General features: G+C 62.4%; 16 protein-coding genes. 5 read left to right on the top strand and 11 right to left on the bottom strand.

Annotated elements, in window-relative coordinates:
* Positions 1-3: 3 nt before the first annotated feature.
* The 6 genes from A3A9_RS38670 to A3A9_RS0111765 are packed head-to-tail and all read right to left on the bottom strand — an operon-like array spanning position 4 to position 7106.
* Complete coding sequence (locus A3A9_RS38670) at positions 4-963, bottom strand: ABC transporter ATP-binding protein (protein WP_033838499.1); 960 nt, start codon at positions 961-963, stop codon at positions 4-6.
* Positions 960-1931: an ABC transporter permease gene (locus tag A3A9_RS0111785; RefSeq protein WP_027058967.1), complete on the bottom strand. Its 972-nt coding sequence runs from the start codon at positions 1929-1931 to the stop codon at positions 960-962. The genes A3A9_RS38670 and A3A9_RS0111785 overlap by 4 nt, the downstream gene beginning before the upstream one ends.
* On the bottom strand, positions 1931-2947 hold the full coding sequence (locus A3A9_RS0111780; protein WP_027058966.1) for an ABC transporter permease subunit: 1017 nt from the start codon (positions 2945-2947) through the stop codon (positions 1931-1933). Before A3A9_RS0111780 ends, A3A9_RS0111785 begins: the two co-directional genes overlap by 1 nt.
* A 23-nt stretch (positions 2948-2970) precedes the next feature.
* The gene (locus tag A3A9_RS0111775; protein ID WP_027058965.1) at positions 2971-4632 is read right to left on the bottom strand and encodes an ABC transporter substrate-binding protein; all 1662 of its coding nucleotides are present in this window, start codon (positions 4630-4632) and stop codon (positions 2971-2973) included.
* A gap of 17 nt (positions 4633-4649) precedes the next feature.
* Positions 4650-5555, bottom strand: coding sequence for a proline iminopeptidase-family hydrolase (locus A3A9_RS0111770; RefSeq protein ID WP_027058964.1), 906 nt, complete (start codon positions 5553-5555; stop codon positions 4650-4652).
* A 36-nt stretch (positions 5556-5591) separates the two neighbouring features.
* The gene (locus A3A9_RS0111765) at positions 5592-7106 is read right to left on the bottom strand and encodes a leucyl aminopeptidase (RefSeq protein ID WP_027058963.1); all 1515 of its coding nucleotides are present in this window, start codon (positions 7104-7106) and stop codon (positions 5592-5594) included.
* Positions 7107-7369: 263 nt separating this feature from the next.
* Between A3A9_RS0111765 and A3A9_RS0111760 the strand changes: the two genes are divergently transcribed.
* A complete protein-coding gene (locus A3A9_RS0111760) occupies positions 7370-8272 on the top strand; it encodes a LysR substrate-binding domain-containing protein (protein WP_027058962.1) in 903 nt (300 codons plus the stop codon).
* A 312-nt stretch (positions 8273-8584) separates the two neighbouring features.
* Positions 8585-10042 carry an NCS1 family nucleobase:cation symporter-1 gene (locus tag A3A9_RS0111755; RefSeq protein ID WP_027058961.1) on the top strand — a complete coding sequence of 486 codons (1458 nt, stop codon included), beginning with the start codon at positions 8585-8587 and terminating at the stop codon, positions 10040-10042.
* Positions 10043-10094: 52 nt separating this feature from the next.
* Here the strand turns inward: A3A9_RS0111755 and A3A9_RS0111750 are convergent, their stop codons facing one another.
* The 5 genes from A3A9_RS0111750 to tpiA all read right to left on the bottom strand — a co-directional run bounded on the left by A3A9_RS0111750 (position 10095) and on the right by tpiA (position 15186).
* A complete protein-coding gene (locus A3A9_RS0111750) occupies positions 10095-10640 on the bottom strand; it encodes a DUF1697 domain-containing protein (RefSeq protein ID WP_027058960.1) in 546 nt (181 codons plus the stop codon).
* A 23-nt stretch (positions 10641-10663) separates the two neighbouring features.
* Entirely contained in the window at positions 10664-12301 is a 1638-nt protein-coding gene (locus A3A9_RS0111745; protein ID WP_080680716.1) for a CTP synthase, read from the bottom strand.
* Positions 12302-12439: 138 nt separating this feature from the next.
* The gene (locus tag A3A9_RS0111740; protein ID WP_027058959.1) at positions 12440-13564 is read right to left on the bottom strand and encodes a L,D-transpeptidase; all 1125 of its coding nucleotides are present in this window, start codon (positions 13562-13564) and stop codon (positions 12440-12442) included.
* Positions 13565-13777: 213 nt separating this feature from the next.
* Positions 13778-14248: a preprotein translocase subunit SecG gene (secG, locus tag A3A9_RS0111735; RefSeq protein WP_027058958.1), complete on the bottom strand. Its 471-nt coding sequence runs from the start codon at positions 14246-14248 to the stop codon at positions 13778-13780.
* 167 nt (positions 14249-14415) lie between these two features.
* Positions 14416-15186 (bottom strand): triose-phosphate isomerase, encoded by a 771-nt coding sequence (gene tpiA / locus A3A9_RS0111730; RefSeq protein ID WP_027058957.1) that lies wholly within the window; start codon positions 15184-15186, stop codon positions 14416-14418.
* 143 nt (positions 15187-15329) lie between these two features.
* Between tpiA and A3A9_RS0111725 the strand changes: the two genes are divergently transcribed.
* The 3 genes from A3A9_RS0111725 to trpC are packed head-to-tail and all read left to right on the top strand — an operon-like array spanning position 15330 to position 19045.
* Positions 15330-17222 carry a SurA N-terminal domain-containing protein gene (locus A3A9_RS0111725; RefSeq protein ID WP_027058956.1) on the top strand — a complete coding sequence of 631 codons (1893 nt, stop codon included), beginning with the start codon at positions 15330-15332 and terminating at the stop codon, positions 17220-17222.
* Positions 17219-18229 carry an anthranilate phosphoribosyltransferase gene (gene trpD, locus A3A9_RS0111720; protein WP_027058955.1) on the top strand — a complete coding sequence of 337 codons (1011 nt, stop codon included), beginning with the start codon at positions 17219-17221 and terminating at the stop codon, positions 18227-18229. The genes A3A9_RS0111725 and trpD overlap by 4 nt, the downstream gene beginning before the upstream one ends.
* Before the next feature lie 3 nt (positions 18230-18232).
* Positions 18233-19045 (top strand): indole-3-glycerol phosphate synthase TrpC, encoded by an 813-nt coding sequence (gene trpC, locus A3A9_RS0111715; protein WP_027058954.1) that lies wholly within the window; start codon positions 18233-18235, stop codon positions 19043-19045.
* Position 19046 lies beyond the last annotated feature (1 nt).

The following is a 19046-nucleotide window of genomic DNA, read 5'->3' as shown; positions in this document are numbered from 1 at the left end:
CGCTCATGCCTGCGCCACCCGATAGCATGCCGCGGCATGGGTGCCGCCCCTGAGGTCAGGCTTGTCGGCCACACAGGGTTCATATTGAACCGGGCACCGCGGACCGAAGGCACAGCCTTGCGGCAAGCGCAGCAGCGATGGCGGCGAGCCGGGAATGGCCGGCAGACGGCGCGGTTTCTCACCGGTCAGTGGCGGGATCGAACCGAGCAGCGCGCGCGTATAGGGATGCCGCGGGTCGGAAAACAGCTCCGTCCGGGTCCCCCGTTCGACCACCCGGCCGGCATACATGACCATCACCCGGTCGGCGAGTTCAGAGACCACCCCCATGTCATGGGTGATGAAGACGACCGCCGATTTGTGCGTCGCGCGCAGCTTGCGCACGAGGTCGAGAATACCGGCCTGCACCGTCACGTCGAGCGCCGTAGTGGGCTCGTCGGCCACCAGCAGCGCCGGATTGCAGGACAGCGCCATTGCGATCACCGCCCGCTGGCGCATGCCGCCCGAAAGCTGGTGCGGATAGCGCGACATCGCCTCGTGCGGGTTGGGAAAATTCACCTCGGCCAGCAGTTCTTCGACACGCTCCATCGCCTTGGCCTTGCTGATGTTGCGATGCGCGCGGATCTGTTCGGCGATCTGCCAGCCGATCGTGTAGACCGGAGTCAACGCCGTCATCGGATCCTGGAAAATCATGGCGATCTCATTGCCGCGCAGCCGCCTCAGTTCACGCGCGGGCAACCCTACCAGTTCGCGGTCCTTGTAGCGGATCGAGCCTTCGATGATGGCGTTGGGATCGGTGATGAGACCCATGACCGCCAGCAGCGACACCGTCTTGCCGGAACCGGATTCGCCGACGACACCCAAGATCTCGCTTTCCTCGAGGTCGAAGGAGACGCCGTCGATGGCCCGCACCAGGCCGTCATTGGTCCGGAACGATACTTTGAGGTCGCGCACTGACAGTATCATGATGTCCTCAGGCGCGGGTCGAGAAGGATGTAGACGAAATCGACGACGGCATTGGCGATGACCACGAACATCGAGGCGTACATCACCGTTGCCATAATCATCGGCAGATCGAGATTCTGCAGCGCGTCATAGGTCAGCTTGCCAATGCCGTGCAATCCGAACACCACTTCGGTCAGAAGGGCTGAGCCGCCCACCAGCGCGCCGAAGTCGAGACCAAACAAGGTGACGAAGGCAATCAGCGACGTTCGCAAGGCATGGCGCAGCAGGATGCGGGTCTCCGACAGGCCCTTGGCGCGGGCGGTGCGGATATAGTCTTCCTGCAGGGATTCGATGATGGCCGCACGCAACACGCGCCCGTAGATACCGATATAGAGGATGGCCAGTGTGATCCATGGAATGACCAGGGTCAGGAACCAGCCTTTCGGATCGTCGGAGAAATTCTTGTAGCCAAGCGGCGGTACCCAGGAGAATGCCCAGCTGTCGTGGTAGCGGCTCTGGGTGATCAGGTTCATCACCTCGCCCAGCCAGTAGACCGGCATGGAAATGCCAAGCAGCCCCAGCGCCATCAGAAGCTTGTCCAGCCAGCTGTCGCGGGTAGCGGCGGCAACGATGCCGATGATGATGGAGACAACCACCCACAGGATCGCCGCCCCGAACACCAGCGAGAGCGTGACGGGGATCGAATCCATGACCGCCGGCACCACCTTCCAGCCACGGTTGACGAAGGAGGTCAGGTCGCCGGTGACGAAGATCTTCTCCATCATCCTCACATACTGCACGTAGAGCGGCTGGTCGAAGCCAAAGGAGTGGCGCACCGCCTCCAGCACCTCCGGCGACGCGTTGCGGCCGGCGATGCGCGCGGCAGGATCGGCGCCCGGCGTGGCGAAGAAGATCAGGAAGACGATGACCGAGATGCCGAACATCACGAACAGCATCTGACCGAAACGGCGCAGAATGGCGTAAAACATCAGTCGCGCCCCAGCCTAACCTTGGAGCGCGGGTCGAGCGCGTCGCGCAGCCCGTCGCCGAAGACATTAAGCGCCATGACCGAGACCGCGATCGCCAGGCCCGGCACCAAGGCCACCAGCGGCCTGGTGTAAAGCAACGCCTGGCCGTCCTGGATGATGGTGCCCCAGCTCGCGGCCGGCGGCTGCACGCCGATCGACAGGAAGGAGAGCGCCGATTCCGTCAGCATGTTCAGCGCCATCATCAGCGGCACGAAGACGATCAGCGTGGTGGTGATGTTGGGCAGGATGTCGCGCCACAGGATGCGCCATCCCGGCACGCCCAGATTGATCGCTGCGAACACGAATTCGCTATGGCGCAGCGACAGGACCTGCCCGCGTATCGGGCGTGCGACATAGGGCACGTAGACGATGCCGATGATGATGACCGGCAGCCACAGGCTACCGGATTCGATATCGATCGGTCCGATCCTGATGCCTTGCGCGATGGTGACGATGGAAAGCGAAATCGCCAGCAGATAAATCGGGAACGCCCAGAGAATGTCGAGCAGGCGCGACAACACCGTGTCGGTGATGCCGCCGAAATAGCCGGCGATCAATCCGGCCAGCGTGCCGACGATCAGCGTGAAGAGGGTGGCAGCACCGGCGATCAGCAGCGAACTCAGCCCGCCATAGAGCATTCTCGCCATCACATCGCGGCCCTGGCTGTCGGCCCCGAGAAAATAGTTGCCGAGCTGCCAGGTCGGGCCGATCGGCGTATAGCCGAGGCCGAGCCCCTCAGTCGACGGCTCCATCACCGGAACGTCGGCGCCGTCGATCTGGATGACGGCGTCGAGCGTCGAGGCGAAGGGGTCCGTGCCCGCCCATTTCGCATAAAGAGGTGCGCTGAAACAGGCGATGACGATCAGCAGGAATACGGCCAGGCACGCCATGGCGGCCCTGTCCGTTGCCAGCTTCGCAAACGCGACGGCCCAGGGCCCTCGCGTTTTGCGCGGCATGGCTGCGACTTGGTTGGACACGGGTATGTGCCTTGCGCGATTCGTTACTGCACCCAGGACTGGGTGACAATCCAGTTGAACTGAGGGTTGAACTTGAAGTTGCCGATGCGCTTGCTGACGAAGTCAAGCCGCTTCGGCGTGAACAGGCCAACGGCCGGTGCCTTGTCCGTGACCTGCCTGTCGACTTCGGCCCACAATTTGTCGGCCGCCTTCTGGTCGGTCACGCCGAGGTCCAGCGCCTTCTGCATCTTGGCATCGATGTCCTTGTCGCAGAAGCCGGCGATGTTGATCGAGGCATCCGAACCTTCCCGGAAGGAAGCGCAGCTGAACAGGATGTTCAGGAAGTCCGAAGCCGCCGGATAATCCTTGTACCACTGGGTGACGGACATCTGCACCTTATTGTTGGTGTTCTGGATGTAGGTGAACTGCAGGTTGGACGAGATCGGCTTGACGTCGGCGACATAGCCGATGTTGGTCAGCACGCTCTGCAGATAGACGCCGATCGAGCGCGAGATGGCGGTGTCCTCGACGATGATGGTCACCTTCTGGCCCTTGGTGCCGGATTCCTCGACGAGCTGTTTTGCCTTGTCGAGATCGGGCGCCGACCATTTGGCGCCGGGGTTCTTGGTGAAGGGGCAGTAGTCTTCATGGCCGGGGAAGTCCGGCGGCAGGACCTGGCAGACCGGCGACGCCAGCACCTTGCCGCCGAACAGCTTGACCAGCGTGTTGCGGTCGATCGCATAGGCAACGGCCTGGCGCGCCTTCTCATTGTCGAACGGCGCGAGACGGTTGTTCAGCGGCGCGTACCACCACGCCGAAAGCGGCGAGATGTGCAGCTGGTCCATGGACTTGCTGCCAAGTTCGCCCAGGCGGTCGCTGGGCAGCGCGTCGAACATCCAGTCCGCCTCGCCGTTCTGGATCGCGGTGACGGCTGCTTCCTCGGACAGGCCGAAATCATATTGTACGACATCCGGGTAACCGTCCGGCTGCGCTTCCTCGCTCCACTGCTTGAAGTTCGGGTTGCGCGATACCGTCATGCCCTTGTTGGGATCGAAGGCGGAGATCATGTAGGCGCCGGTGCTGGGAATGGGCTTGGAACCCATGTCTTCCGCAGGCGTGTCCGCCGGCAGGACAACGGCATGCGGCAAGGCAAGCTTGTAGAGGATCTCCGCGTCGGGCTTGGTGAGATTGATGGTGACGGTGCTGGCCGCTTCGTCGCCGACCACGCCGCCGTCCAGCATGCAGCTCTTGGTGTCGGCCAGACATTTGTCGGCGCCGACGATGCCGGCATAGAAGGTGCCGGAGGTCGGCCCGGACACCTTGAAGATGCGCTGGAAGGAGGCAACGACGTCTTTTACGCCAAGTTCCTGGCCGCTGGAGAACTTGATGCCCTTGCGCAGCTTGAAGGTGAAGGTCTTGCCGTCATTGCTGACCTGCGGCAGCGCTTCGGCCAGATCGGGAACGATGGTGAAGCCATCTTTGCCCTCGGCCTTGCGGAAAGCCACCAGGCCGTCATAGACCGGCTGGTACATCTGCCAGCCCTGATCGGTGTAGTTGATGTGCGGATCGAGCGTTCCCGCCGCCGAGCGGGCCAGAAGGCGAATGGTGCCGCCTCGGTGCTCCTTGAGATATTCGGCCTGTGCCGGAGCCAGCCATGTGCCGGCCAGTAGTGCCGCGGCTGATGCGGCCAAAAGCAGTTTCTTCATGTTTAGTTCCCCTTTTCTCAGTTGTCGTTGTCGTCCAGGAAGTCGCCCACCACCCGCATGCACGCATCTTGCTCCTCGACATGCGGCATGTGGCTGGAATGCTCGAATATCTCCCAGCGCGCGTCCCGGATGCCGTCCTTGAAGGGCTGCACGGTCGCGGGCGTCGCCTCGTCGTAGCGTCCGGAAATGATCAGCGTCGGAAGATCGATGGCCGGCAGCCGGTCGATGATGGTCCAATTCTTCAGGGTTCCGATGACATGGAACTCGTTCGGTCCATTCATCACATGATAGACCGTCGGATTGCGCACGATCTGGGCGAAAGTCTCCGTCACCTCGGGCGGGAATGGCACGACCCGGCAGACATGGCGCTCGTAGAACCGCATCGTGGCTTCCTGGTAGGCCGGATCGTCCGTTGTGCCAGCCTGTTCGTGCCGGCTCAGCGTCTCCTGCACATCCTCGGGCAGGTCGGCGCGCAACCTGTTCGCCTCTTCGACCCACAGCTTCATCGAAGCCGGCGAGTTGGCGATGGTCAGCGACTTCAGGCCCTTCGGCCGCGTCACCCCATATTCGGCGCCCAGCATGCCGCCCCAGCTCTGGCCAAGGACGTGGAAGCCCGCGCGGATGCCGAGATGGTCGACGAGGTTTTCAAGCTCGTTGATGAAAAGCCGGGGCGTCCAGAAGTCGGCGCCCTTCTGCGGCAGCAAGGTGGAATTGCCGCAGCCCAGTTGGTCGTAGTGGATGACGGCCCGGCCTCGTCGGGCAAGAAGCTTGTAGGCATCGACATAATTGTGGGCGGCGCCCGGCCCGCCATGCAGGATGACGACCGGAGCCTTGCCGGCATCGAGGTCGCCCGAGATTCGATACCAGGTCTCGTAGTTGCCGAAGGTGGCCCGCCCCTCTTTGCTTGCGATCTCGGACGACATTTCGGTTCCTCGCGTGGCTGAAGACATGCTGATCGCCTAGTTCGTTGTGCGCGTGGAGCGCACCCATTCTTCCAGCATCTGCACGCCGAAAGCCGTGGCGCCTTCGCGGCCGAGCGGCCGATCCGCGTCAGCCATTTCCTTGCCGGCGATGTCGAGATGCACCCAGGGCCGATCCTCGGTGAAATGGCGCAGGAACGCCGCCGCGTAAGGCGCGTCGCCGTCTTCCATGTCCTTGGCGTGATGCCGGATATCGGCGAAGGGCGATTGCAGCCCCTCGTCATAGGCTTTGTCGAGCGGTAGCTGCCAGAACCGCTCACCGGCCGTTTCTCCTGCAGCAATCATCTGCGACGCGATGGGATCGTCGGTGCTGAACAGGCCGGCAAAGACCGATCCCAGGCCACGCATCACCGAATAGGTCAGTGTCGCCAGATCGACGATCACCGAGGGATTGAAGCGCGAGGCGGCGTAATAGAGGCAGTCGGCAAGGATCAGGCGCCCTTCCGCATCCGTGTCGAATACTTCCACGGTCTGCCCCGAGGCCGTGGTGATGATGTCGCGCGGCTTGAGCGCGGTGCCGGAAGGCATGTTCTCGGCGATGCCGAGCACGCCGACGGCATGCACCGGGCTGCCTTGCCGGGCGAGCGCGATCAACAGGCCGACGACAGACGCCGCGCCGCCCATATCGGCCTTCATGTCGAACATCTGCTCGCCGCGCTTGATGCAGAGGCCACCAGAATCGAAGCATACGCCCTTGCCGACGAAAGCCATCGGTTGCGAAGGAGCGCCCTTGCCGCGATAGCGCAGCACCGCCACGCGCGGCGGCCGCGCCGAGCCTGCGCCGACGGCCAGGATCGCGTTCATGCCGAGTTCCTTCAGCCGCGCCGTGTCGAGTATCTCTACATCGATGCCGGCTTCGCGCAGCGGCGCCAGATGATCGTGGAAATTGTCGGGGTGGAGATGGTTCGGCGGCAGGTTGACCAGGGTGCGCGCATATTCGACGCCATCGGCGATGGCATTGACCCGTGTCAGCGCCGTGGTCAGCTCCGGGCCGGCTGCTCCGACCATCCGCACCCGCAAGGTTCTGTCCGCTCCTGCCCCCTGGCGCTGGTTGCGCATGTCGAAACGATAGCGCCGTAGCCGCATGCCAAGTGCTACCCGCGCCAGGATTTCCGCCCCCGGCAGCTCGACGCTGGCGATCGGGTCGAGGAGGAGCGTGGCCGCACATTCGCACTTGCTCTCCAGATGCGCGGCAAGCAGCCCGCCAGCGCGTGCCAAGGAGAGTTTGGTCACCGCTTCGGCCTTGCCCAACGCCAGGACGATCACGCGTCGGGCCGATACCGATTGCGGAGCGATAAGATCGATACAGACGCCGGACTCGGCCAAGGCGGCCGGATCGGAGCAGGCCCGGGACAGGATCCCGCTCATTTCAGCATCCAGCGCCGCTGCCCGGGGGCCAAAGCCTGTCTGGGCAGTTTGCAAGATCACGACGACCGGGGTTTCCGCGGAAATCTCGTCGGCCATTTCAAAGATCGGCACTGGCGATTGAGGCATAGGCTGGCGTTCTCCCTTTTGCGGGAAACTTTCGGCTCAGGCGGCTGCTGTGGTATGCACAAAGCTTCGCCGGCCACCGGCAGAACCGGTCAATCCGGTCGCAGCCGCTGGTGGAATGGTGCCGAAGTTCCCCAAATAGTCGTTTTCTTAAGGCGACTTAATTGTTCCTGCCATTTGGGTAGCCTCGAACAGGGCAGGCGATCAAACGCCAATTTTGTCCATGTCGATTGACAAAAACTCAACTGACAATTCATGATCGGCCAATGGCCCTACCCTCACTCAACGGCATGCGCGCTTTCGAGGCCGCCGCACGTCTCGGCAGCGTCAAGGATGCAGCCGAAGAATTGCACCTGACGCCCTCTGCCATCAGCCGCCACATCCGGGCACTCGAAAGAAATCTCGGCCAGGATCTGTTCGAGCGCGGCTTTCGCCAGATAACACCAACGACTCGGGGCTCCTACTATGCGCGCAGCCTATCCGAAGCGTTCGAGGCCATCTGGCGAGCTACCGACGATGTCAGCCTCGCCGATGGCCCAAGCCACAGCAGGACCCAGCGCGTCAGGGTGCTCTGCGTGCCGGTGGTCCTGAACCTTTGGCTGGCGGACCGGCTGCCGAATTTCCGCAAGCTGCATCCGGCGGTGGAGCTGGAGATCTCGACGTCGGGCAAACGCGCCAACTTCGATTTGGCCATCGTCGACGAGTTCGTCTACAAGGCCGGGCCGGCCTTGACGCTGCTGATCCCGCTGGTTCTGACGCCGGTCTGTGCGCCCTCATTGCTCGAAGGGCCGGTGCCGCTGCGATCGCCCGCCGATCTGGTCAATCACCATCTGATTCATGAATGCGAGACCATGAGATGGAAGCGCTGGCTGGAACAGGAAGGGGTTTTGGACACGACGCCGAAATCCAGCACAACGCTGGATGACTGCACGCTGATCATGCGCGAGGCGATCAATGGCGCCGGAATTGCGCTTGCCGACACGATGATGGCGCAGGATTTTCTGCAGCAAGGCAAACTTGTCGCCCCATTTCAGGCGCGCCATACCTATCCGGCCGGCATCTACCTGCACCAGCGCCGCAGCATCGGCAACAAGCCGGGCACCGGCCTGTTTCAGGATTGGCTGTTGTCCGAAGTCGAGGATCACAAGCGGGTGATGGCTATCGCCTAATGCATGTCGCCCAAAAGTGACCCTCGGTTTTGGCAGAACGACATGCATAAAGACAAAGACCTAAAGCGCGTCGCATGAATCCGTTCCGATGCGACGCGCTTTAGTCAGACCGCTGCCCCCGAAGTTCGAATCACCCGATCATTAGAGTTCAGCAGTGGCCCACCATAGCGGCGCCTCGATAATCGCGGTTCGCATTGAATATCTTTAAGGCCAAAGCCGGCAAATGGATTGCTTGTCGGTTCCCCTGCGTCAGGCTTACCTTGCAGGGCCAGCGCGTGAGGGCTCGCGGGCACTCAAGGGGAGGACATTGCAATGACGATACAGGGCGCATCGCCTGATCTCTACAACGAGGATCTGGCTCCGGCCAAGGTTCGAAACTGGGGGCCATTCTCGATCTTCAACGTCTGGACGTCGGACGTCCACAGCCTGTGGGGCTACTATCTCGCCGCCAGCCTGTTTCTGTTCTGCGGCGGCTTCGTCAATTTCATCATCGCCATCGGCATCGGCTCGCTGATCATCTATGCGCTGATGAACATGGTCGGCTATGCCGGCGTGAAGACCGGCGTCCCCTACCCCGTGCTCGCCCGCGCCTCCTTCGGCATCTGGGGCGCCAACATACCAGCACTGGTGCGCGCCATCGTCGCCTGCTTCTGGTACGGCGCGCAGACGGCGGCGGCGTCTGGAGCCATCGTCGCGCTGCTGATCCGCTCGCAATGGTTCGCCGATTTCAACGCCAACACGCATTTCCTCGGTCATTCCGGCCTGGAAGTGATCTGCTTCGTCGTCATCTGGGCGCTGCAATTGCTGATCATCCAGCGCGGCATGGAGACCGTGCGCCGCTTCCAGGACTGGGCGGGGCCGACCGTCTGGGTGATGATGCTGATCCTGGCGGTCTATCTCTGCGTCAAATCCGGAACCTTCGCCTTTACCAGCGACATCCCGATGGATGTGCTCCTGGAGAAGACCAAAGATGCGGGCGTGCCGGGCACGCCGGGCTCGTGGACGGCACTGTTTGCAGTGGCCGCCATCTGGGTGACCTACTTCTCGGCGCTCTATCTCAACTTCTGCGATTTCGCGCGCTATGCGCCCGACCAGGCGTCGCTGCGCAAAGGCAACATCTGGGGCCTGCCGGTCAACCTGATCCTGTTTTCGCTGGTCGCCGGCGTCACCACCATTGCCGCCTATGACGTCTACCACGAAGTGCTGCTGCACCCCGACCAGATCTCGGCCAAGTTCGACAGCTGGTTCCTGGCCGCACTGGCCGCCCTGACCTTCGCGGTTGCCACCCTTGGCATCAACGTCGTCGCCAACTTCGTCTCGCCTGCCTTCGACTTCTCCAATGTCTTTCCCAGGCAGATCGATTTCAAGAAGGGCGGTTACATCGCCGCCGTCATCGCCTTGGTGCTCTATCCCTTCGCACCATGGGAAGGCGGTGCCGCGCACTTCGTCAACATCATCGGCGCGACGATGGGACCGATCTTCGGCGTGATGATGGTCGACTACTACCTGATCCGCAAAAGCGAGGTCGATGTCGAGGCGCTCTACCGCGAGGATGGCGAATTCCGCTTCCAGGGCGGCTGGCACGTCAATGCCTTCATCGCCGCCGGCATCGGCGCGGTCTTCTCATCGATCCTGCCCAACTTCACCAACTGGCTGCCGTCCTGGTGGGGCGTCTATGGCTGGTTCTTCGGCGTCGCCATCGCCGGCGTCATCTACTACGTGCTGCGCACCGCTGCCGTGGGTGCCGGTGTAAAGACGGCGAAGGCATGAAATGAAGGGAATAGGCAGTAGGGCCTAGGGAATAGGACCTACTGCCTACTGCCTACTGCCTACTGCCAACCATTTCCGCCAGCTTGCGCACCGTGTTCCAATTGCGCGACGTTCCTATCCCCATCCGCTTGTGATTGGCCGCTGCAAGCAGCCGTGAGCTCGGCCTCTCCCGCGAGAATACGAGCCATATGTCGCCACCGACCAAGAGCACCTTTTCATCCTCGGCAGCATGGGCCTGAAGCCCTGATATGGCATCCTCGGCCACAGCTTTGCGCATCACACGCACCGCAACCTGGTCGCCGGCCTCCACCGATTCGGCTGGGAATGGATTGCAGCTTGCGAGTTTCAGCCAGTCTCCGGCGCTACGGACAACGATGTCGACGTGACGGCCAAAAGCCGTTTCGAAGGCAGCCTCCAGCCGGTCTTCGAGTGCTGTGACCGAGGTATCTTCCCACTCGAAGACCAGATTACCCGTCGCCACCAGCGTGCGGACATTCCTGAGGCCGAGGCCTTCCGCCATCGCCTTGAGGTCCGACATGACGACCCGGCGCCCCTCGCCGAAAATGATGCTGTAGAGGAGCGCGACATAGGTCTGCATGAGAGGAGGTCCGCCTGGCGGTGCTAGACCAGGCGCGACTGCTCGACCGCCGCCTCGATGAAGCTGGCAAACAGCGGATGCGGATCGAGCGGCCGGCTCTTCAGCTCGGGATGATACTGGACGCCGATGAACCAGGGATGGTCGGGATATTCGATCGTTTCCGGCAGCACGCCGTCAGGCGACATGCCAGCAAACACCAAGCCGCAATCCTCGAGCCGCTCCTTGTAGTCGATATTGACCTCATAGCGGTGGCGGTGGCGTTCGGAAATCTGGGTGTCGCCATAGATGTCGGCGATCTTGGAGCCCTTGGCGAGCTCGGCCTGATAGGCACCGAGCCGCATCGTGCCGCCGAGATCGCCGGTTTCCCGCCGCTTTTCCAGCATGTTGCCTTTCAGCCATTCGGTCATCAGGCCGACGACCGGCTCCTGGGTTGGGCCGAACTCGGTAGAAGACGCATGCTCGACACCGGCCAGCGAGCGCGCTGCCTCGATGCAAGCCATCTGCATACCGAAGCAGATGCCGAAATACGGCACCTTGCGCTCACGGGCGAACTTTGCCGCCAGGATCTTGCCTTCCGAACCACGCTCGCCGAAGCCGCCGGGAACCAGGATGCCATGCACCTTTTCCAGCCACGGCGTTGGATCTTCCTTTTCGAAGATTTCCGATTCGATCCAGTCGAGCTTGACCTTGACGTGGTTCGCGAGCCCGCCATGCGAAAGCGCCTCGATCAGCGATTTATAGGCGTCCTTGAGCCCGGTGTATTTGCCGACGATGGCAATGGTCACCTCGCCTTCCGGATTGTGGATGCGGTTGGACACCGCTTGCCAGGGTTCCATGCGCGGCTTCGGCGCCGGATCGATGCCGAAGGCGGCCAGCACTTCCGAATCAAGCCCTTCCTTGTGGTAGGCCATCGGCACGTCATAGATGTGCGGCACGTCAAGCGCCTGGATGACGGCGCTTTCCCGGACATTGCAGAACAGCGACAGTTTGCGCCGCTCTTCCTTGGGAATGGCCCGGTCGGCGCGGACCAGCAGGATGTCGGGCGCTATGCCGATGCCGCGCAATTCCTTGACCGAATGCTGGGTCGGCTTGGTTTTCAGCTCACCCGCCGTCGGGATGTAGGGCATCAAGGTCAGATGCACGTAGACGGCATTGTTGCGCGGCAGATCATTGCCGAGCTGGCGGATAGCCTCGAGGAAAGGCATCGCCTCGATGTCGCCAACCGTGCCGCCGATCTCGCAGAGTACGAAATCATAGTCGTCATTGCCGTTGAGGACGAAATTCTTGATCTCGTCGGTGACGTGCGGAATGACCTGCACGGTGGCGCCGAGATAGTCGCCGCGCCGCTCGCGCTCGATGATGTTCTTGTAGATGCGGCCGGTGGTGATGTTGTCCTGCTGATTGGCCGAGCGGCCGGTGAAGCGCTCGTAATGGCCAAGATCGAGATCGGTCTCGGCACCATCATCGGTGACGAACACCTCGCCATGCTGGTACGGCGACATCGTGCCGGGATCGACGTTGAGGTAAGGATCGAGTTTTTTGATGCGTGCGCGATAGCCTCGCGCCTGCAGGAGAGCCCCAAGGGCCGCTGCGGCAATGCCTTTTCCAAGTGAGGAAACCACGCCGCCTGTGATGAATACATATCGCGCCATGGGAGTCATCGCTTAACGCGGCCGGATTGATTCCGCCAGAGAAAAAACCACCGCGAAGGCTTTTTCCCAAGAAGGCGCGAGCCCTTGAGGGCAAGTCAAAACAAAAGGGCCGGCTGAGCCGGCCCTTTCGGCAGGATGATTGAAACGTCAGATGATGACGACTTTGGTGCCGACCCTGACGCGGCTGTAGAGATCCATGACGTGCTCGTTCATCATGCGGAAGCAGCCATTGGAGGCGCTGGTTCCGATCGACTGTGGCGCGATGGTTCCGTGAATACGCAGATGCGTGTCCTTCTTGCCGTCATAGAGATAGATTGCGCGGGCGCCGAGCGGGTTCTGGCCGCCGCCGGGCATGCCGTCCTTGAACCGGCCATAGTGACTGGGCTCGCGCTTCTGCATGTCGAGCGTCGGGATCCAGCGTGGCCATTCCTGCTTGTCGCCGACCGCGACGGTGCCCTTGAACTGCAGGCCTTCGCGGCCGACCGCGATCGCATAACGGCGAGCCGTCGTCGACGATTCGACGAGATAGAGGCGGCGGGCGCTGGTGTCGATGACGATCGTGCCGGCATCGTAGCCGGTGAACTCCACGTCCTGCGGCACGAATTCCGGCTTCACCTTGAACGGCTTCCTGGCGTCCTTCTTGGCGAGAGCCTGATCGAGAGCGCGTGTCTCCGGGAGATATGAAATCGAGGAAGATGAGGACGTGCCGCCAAACAAGCCGGCGAACAGGCCGCCACTTGGCTGATTCTGGCCGACGACCTCACTGCGCAGCTCGCCATTGTTGCCGGTCAAGGCGACATTCATCGCCTCGGCCGGGATCGGCTCCGCCGACTGGATTGGCGTAATCGGTTCAACCGGCTCGATGACCTTGGTCTTCTTGGCCGGCTTGGCGTCAGCCACTTCGGTTGCTTGCGCTTTCTGGCCCTTGCTAGCCAGGAAGGCCTGCCGGTCCGCGTCGGCCCTGGCCTTTGCCGCTTCGCGCATCGCCAGTTTCCTGGCTTCGAGCGCCTTGGCCTTGGCGTCTTCCTTGTCGGCAACGATCTTGGCTTCGATCTTCTTGATCTGGGCGAGATCGTCCGGTGTCGGGTTTTTCTTCCTCTTGAGAAGCTTCAACTGCGTCGCATCGCTCTTGACTGCGACGTTGATGGCGTCGGTTTTTTCTAACGAGACCGACTGTTGCGCGGCCATGTTTGCCGGCATTCCGGCGAAGGCCGGGGAATTCAGGCCGAATGCGGCGCAAAGTCCCAGGAAAATGAAGCTGCGAAGCTGCATGGCGAAGATCCGATCGTTCAATGCTTGTTGCCCACGGCGTCGCCCGGCATCCCCCAAGGACACCGAAAATGCCGCCTGCAATCTATAGTCGAATAAGGGCGGGTGCCTCAAGCGCGAGACCGCGCTGTAACCCGTCGAATCTTCGTGATCGAGCAGCATTTGCCACGACTGTGTTCAAACGATCACAGATTCGCGGCTTTGGAAATGCCGAGGTTACTGGTTCGGAACCTGGGGAGCCGCCGGCGCGGTGTTGGTCGTGCCGTTGGCTGCCGGCAGGGTCGTACCGGCGGCGGGAGCCGTGGCCGGAGCAGCCGGCTTCGCTGCGGCATCGTTGCCCGACGGCGGCGTCGGCTTGGTGCTGCCGGCCGGTGCCGGGGTGGTCGTTCCCGGCAATTGGTTGAGCACGCCCTTGCCGGCGCCATCGGAGGTCGCCGGAACGCGGTCGAGAATGTCGATCGGCTTCTCGCCGTAGCGGGCGATGACCGACAAGGTGAGCGATGTCACGAAGAAGGCAGCGGCCAGGATCGCCGTTGCGCGCGTCAGTGCGTTAGCCGCACCACGCGCTGTCATGAAGCCCGATCCGCCACCAATGCCAAGGCCGCCGCCTTCGGAGCGTTGCAGCAGCACCACGCCGACAAGGGCGAGCACGACCATGAGATGGATGACGATCAGTACGGTTTGCATAGTTTATCCTGGCAAGGCCTTGCCCGGCCGCGGACACGACCGGTGAATTGGAGGCGGCTCAATACAATGCTTTCACGGCATTTCCAAGCCCGTGGCCGGAATATGGGAAGCAACGCGTCCTTTGCAACGAATTTGGACGGGATGAGACCCGTCCAGCATCGCGGATCTCAGCCTGCAATGCTGCGATAGGCTTCCGCGATACCCAGGAAATCAGCCGCTTTCAGGCTGGCGCCGCCGACCAGCGCGCCATCGACATTCCTGACGCCCAGCAGTTCCACTGCGTTGGACGGCTTGACCGAGCCGCCATAGAGAATGCGCACTTTGGCAGCGATGGCGCCGAGTTTTTCCGACAGCTGTTCGCGGATATGCGCATGCGCTTCGGCCACGTCGGCTGCCGTCGGCGTCAACCCGGTGCCGATCGCCCAGACCGGCTCATAGGCAATGACGGTGTTGGATGGCGTGGCACTTGGCGGCACCGAGCCGGCCACCTGGCGCGACAGCACGTCCAGCGTCGCGCCCGCTTCGCGCTGCTGCTGCGTCTCGCCGATGCAAATGATCGCCACGAGCCCGGCGCGCCATGCGGCGGAGGCCTTGGCCTGGACCGTCGCATCGTCCTCGCTGCGTTGTTCGCGGCATTCGGAATGGCCGACAATAACGTGGCTGGCGCCTGCGTCCTTCAGCATTTCCGCCGAGATACAGCCAGTGTAGGCGCCGCTTTCCTTGGGGTGGCAGTCCTCGCCACCGGCATGCACCGGCGTGCGCGACAGAATCTCCGCTGCATGGGAAAGCAGCGTCGCCGGAACGCAGACCAGCGCTTCGGTCTCCGCGTCAAGCCCGCTCATGAACCCGTTGCCGATCATCCTGAGCTCGTTGAGCGAGGCGCTGGTGCCGTTCATTTTCCAGTTGCCGGCGACAAGCGGGCGAATTCCTGGCGTCATGGTCTGCTTCTCCGGGCAATATCAGGCTCTGGCCCTCACTACCAAAATCAGGCCACAAAGCAATCGACAGTGGGCCGGAAGGGCGCTATTGCGCTTGTTTCAGACTCGGCGCATGCGAAAATGCGCATAAATCGGAAGTAACCATGCTTGGTATATTGAGAAGCGCGGCGGGTACCTGGGTCGCGAAGACCTTGCTTTCGCTGCTGGTGGTCAGTTTCGCCGCCTGGGGCATCTCCGGACGGTTGATGGGCGGCTTTGCCGGCCACGATTCGGTGATAACAGCGGGTGGCACCAAAGTATCGATCAACGAGTACCGCCTCGCCTATGATCGCCAGCTTGCCGTGATGTCGCAGCAGTTCGGTCAGCGCCTCACTCACGAACAGGCAAAGGCACTTGGCATCGACAACACGGTGCTGGCGCAGCTCGTTTCCGGTGCTGTTCTCGACGAACAGGCGCGCAAGCTTGGCTTGGGATTTTCCAAGGATAAACTGGCCGAACTGACGCGAGAGGAACCCGCCTTCCAGGGCCCCGGCGGTCAGTTCGACCGCAGGGTCTTCGAGGCGCGGCTTCGCGATCTCGGCATGCGGCCGGAGGACTATTTGAAGAACAAAGCCCAGGTGGCGGTGCGCCAGCAGATCGTCGAGGCGGTCTCGGACGGCCTCAAGGCGCCGGACACGTTCTTCAAGGCTGTGGCGCTCTATCGCGGCGAGGACCGCACCGTCGATTACCTGGCGTTGCCAAAGACGCTCGTCCAGCCGATCGAGGCACCGAGCGACAGCGTGCTGTCGGCCTATTTCGAGGCCAACAAGAAAACCTACGCCGCACCCGAATACCGCAAATTCTCCTATGTCCGCCTCGAGCCGGCGGACATCGCGGATACGACCGCAGTTACCGACCAACAGGTCAGCGACGACTACAACAAGAACAAGGCGCGCTACACCACGCCTGAAATGCGCACCATCGAGCAGCTTGTGTTCAAAACGCCGGATGCGGCCAAGGCCGCGCTCGATTCGCTCAAGGCCGGCGCCACTTTCGAAAAGCTGGTGACCGCCGAAGGCAAGACCCCCGCCGACACGCTGCTTGGCACGCTCGCCAGGGACAAGATCGCCGACAAGGCGGTTGCCGATGCCGCCTTCGCGCTCAACGCCAACGAAGTCAGCCAGGTCGTTCAGGGCACCTTTGGCCCGGTGCTGCTGCGCGTCACCGAGATCAAGCCCGAGGTGGTGAAGCCGCTCACTGAGGTCTCCGACCAGATCAAGAAGGACCTGGCGCTAGGCGAGGCAAACCGCATCCTTTTGGATGTGCACGACAGCTACGAAGACACCCGCGCCTCCGGCAGTTCGCTGGCCGACGCGGCCACCAAGCTGAAGCTGAAGGACGTCACCATCGACGCCATTGATCGCAGTGGCCTCCGGCCGGACGGCTCCATCGTCAAGGACCTGCCGGAATCGCCGGATTTGATCAAGGCCGTGTTTGACGCCGAACCCAACACCGAAAACGAGGCGCTGACCACGGCCGACAACGGCTTCGTCTTCTATGAGGTTGGTTCGGTCACGCCGGCCCGCGACCGGACACTGGATGAGGTCCGCAAGAAAGTCGTCGCCGACTGGACGGCGGCAGAGACGACCAAGCGACTCGCCGCCAAGGCGGGCGAACTTGAAAAGCGGCTCAAGGCTGGTGCGACGCTTGACGTCATCGCCGGCGAGCTCAAGCTGGACAAACAGACCAAGCGCGGCCTGAAGCGTGAAGCCGACGATGCCGATTTCGGCAAGGAGGGCGCGGCCGTCATGTTCGGTGTCGGCGAAGGCGGCACCGGCTTGATCCCCTCGCCCACCGGCGACGGACAGATCCTGTTCAAGGTCGCCGAAGTCTTCGAACCCGCCGGGGCCGATGCCAGCTCGGTGCCTCAGGATGCGCAGAAATCCTTCACTTCCGGCATGTCGGACGATTTGCTCGACCAATTGGTGGCGCAGTTGCAGACGCAGTACGACGTCCGCATCGACCAGGCCGCAGTTGCCCAAGCCTCGACCCGATGAGCGCGCTGAAAACCCATATCGCCAAGGTTGCGGGCGGCACCGCGCTTTCCTTTGAGGAAGCGCGCGAGGCCTTCGACATCATCATGTCTGGCGATGCGACCCCCGGGCAGATCGGCGGCTTCCTGATGGCGCTGCGCGTGCGCGGTGAAACGGTGAGCGAGATTTCGGGCGCTGTCGCCACGATGCGGGCCAAAATGCTTCGCGTCGAGGCGCCCGCCGGCGCGATCGATATCGTCGGCACCGGCGGCGACAATTCCCACAGCGTCAACATTTCGACGGCATCGGCGTTCGTCATCGCCGGCAGTGGCGTTCCAGTCGCCAAGCACGGCAATCGCGGCCTGTCCTCGCTGACCGGCGCTGCCGACGTCCTGATCGCCCTTGGGCTCAAGATTGATATCTCACCGGAAACGATCAGCGGCTGCATCAGGGAGACCGGTCTCGGCTTCATGTTCGCCCCCGCGCACCATCCGGCGATGAAGCATGTCGGCCCGACCCGCGTCGAGCTCGGCACCCGCACCATTTTCAACCTGCTCGGGCCGCTCTCTAATCCGGCGGGCGTAAAGCGGCAGATGGTCGGTGTGTTCCTGCCCGAATGGATCCTGCCGATCGCTGAGACATTGAAGGCGCTGGGCACAGAGCATGCCTGGGTCGTTCATGGCGACGGCTATGACGAAATCACCACCACCGGCGAGACGCAGGTGGCGGAACTGATCGGCGGCGAGATCCGCAGCTTCACGCTGACCCCGGACGAGGTCGGGCTGAAGCGTCACACCAAGGACGAGCTGCGCGGCGGTGACGCCGCCTACAATGCCAAGGCATTGCGCGATATGCTGGGTGGCGCTGCCGGCGCCTATCGCGACACCGTACTGATGAATGCTGGCGCTGGATTGGTGATCGCGGGCAAGGCAACGACGCTTGGTGACGGCATCGCGCTCGCCGCGCAAGCCATCGACAGCGGCCGGGCGCTGCAGGTGCTCGATCATCTGGTCGAAATTTCTAACGGGTGAACCGTGTCTGACATTTTGCGCAAGATCGAAGCCTACAAGCGCGACGAGATCGCCGCCGCCAAGGCACTGATACCGCTGGCCGAGATCAAGGCGCGAGCCAAGGATGCCGACGCACCGCGCGGCTTTCTTGCGGCACTCGAGGCGAAGCGCAGGTCGGGCAACTTTGCCCTGATAGCCGAAATCAAAAAGGCGAGCCCCTCCAAAGGGTTGATCCGGGCCGACTTCGATCCACCGGCGCTGGCGCAGGCCTATGAGAAAGGTGGCGCCGCCTGTCTTTCGGTGTTGACCGATGCGCCGTCCTTCCAGGGTGCGCCGGAATTCCTCACCAAGGCACGGGCAGCCGTCGCCCTGCCCGCGCTACGCAAGGATTTCCTGTTCGACCCCTATCAGGTCTATGAGGCTCGCGCCTGGGGCGCTGATGCTATCCTGATCATCATGGCCAGCGTCGACGACACCCTGGCGAGCGAATTGGAAGCGACCGCATTCGAACTCGGCATGGATGCGCTGATCGAGGTGCATGACGAGGCCGAGACGCTGCGCGCGGTAAAACTCTCGTCGCAGCTGATCGGCATCAACAACCGCAATCTGAGAACGTTCGAAACCAGCCTTAAAACCTCGGAGCGGCTGGCACCGATGGTGCCGGGCGGCCGCTTGCTGGTCAGCGAGAGCGGTATTTTCACCCATGACGACTGCCTCAGGATGCAGAAGACCGGCATCGGCACCTTCCTCGTCGGCGAGAGCCTGATGCGGCAAGAGGATGTCACCGCGGCCACGCGCCTGCTTTTGACGGGCAAGGTATCAGCCGAGGCCGTCTGAG

Origin of the sequence: Mesorhizobium loti CJ3sym, assembly GCF_000472785.1 — a bacterium.
Classification (GTDB): Bacteria; Pseudomonadota; Alphaproteobacteria; order Rhizobiales; family Rhizobiaceae; genus Mesorhizobium; species Mesorhizobium loti_E.
This window is presented reverse-complemented; position numbering and strand designations above follow the sequence as displayed.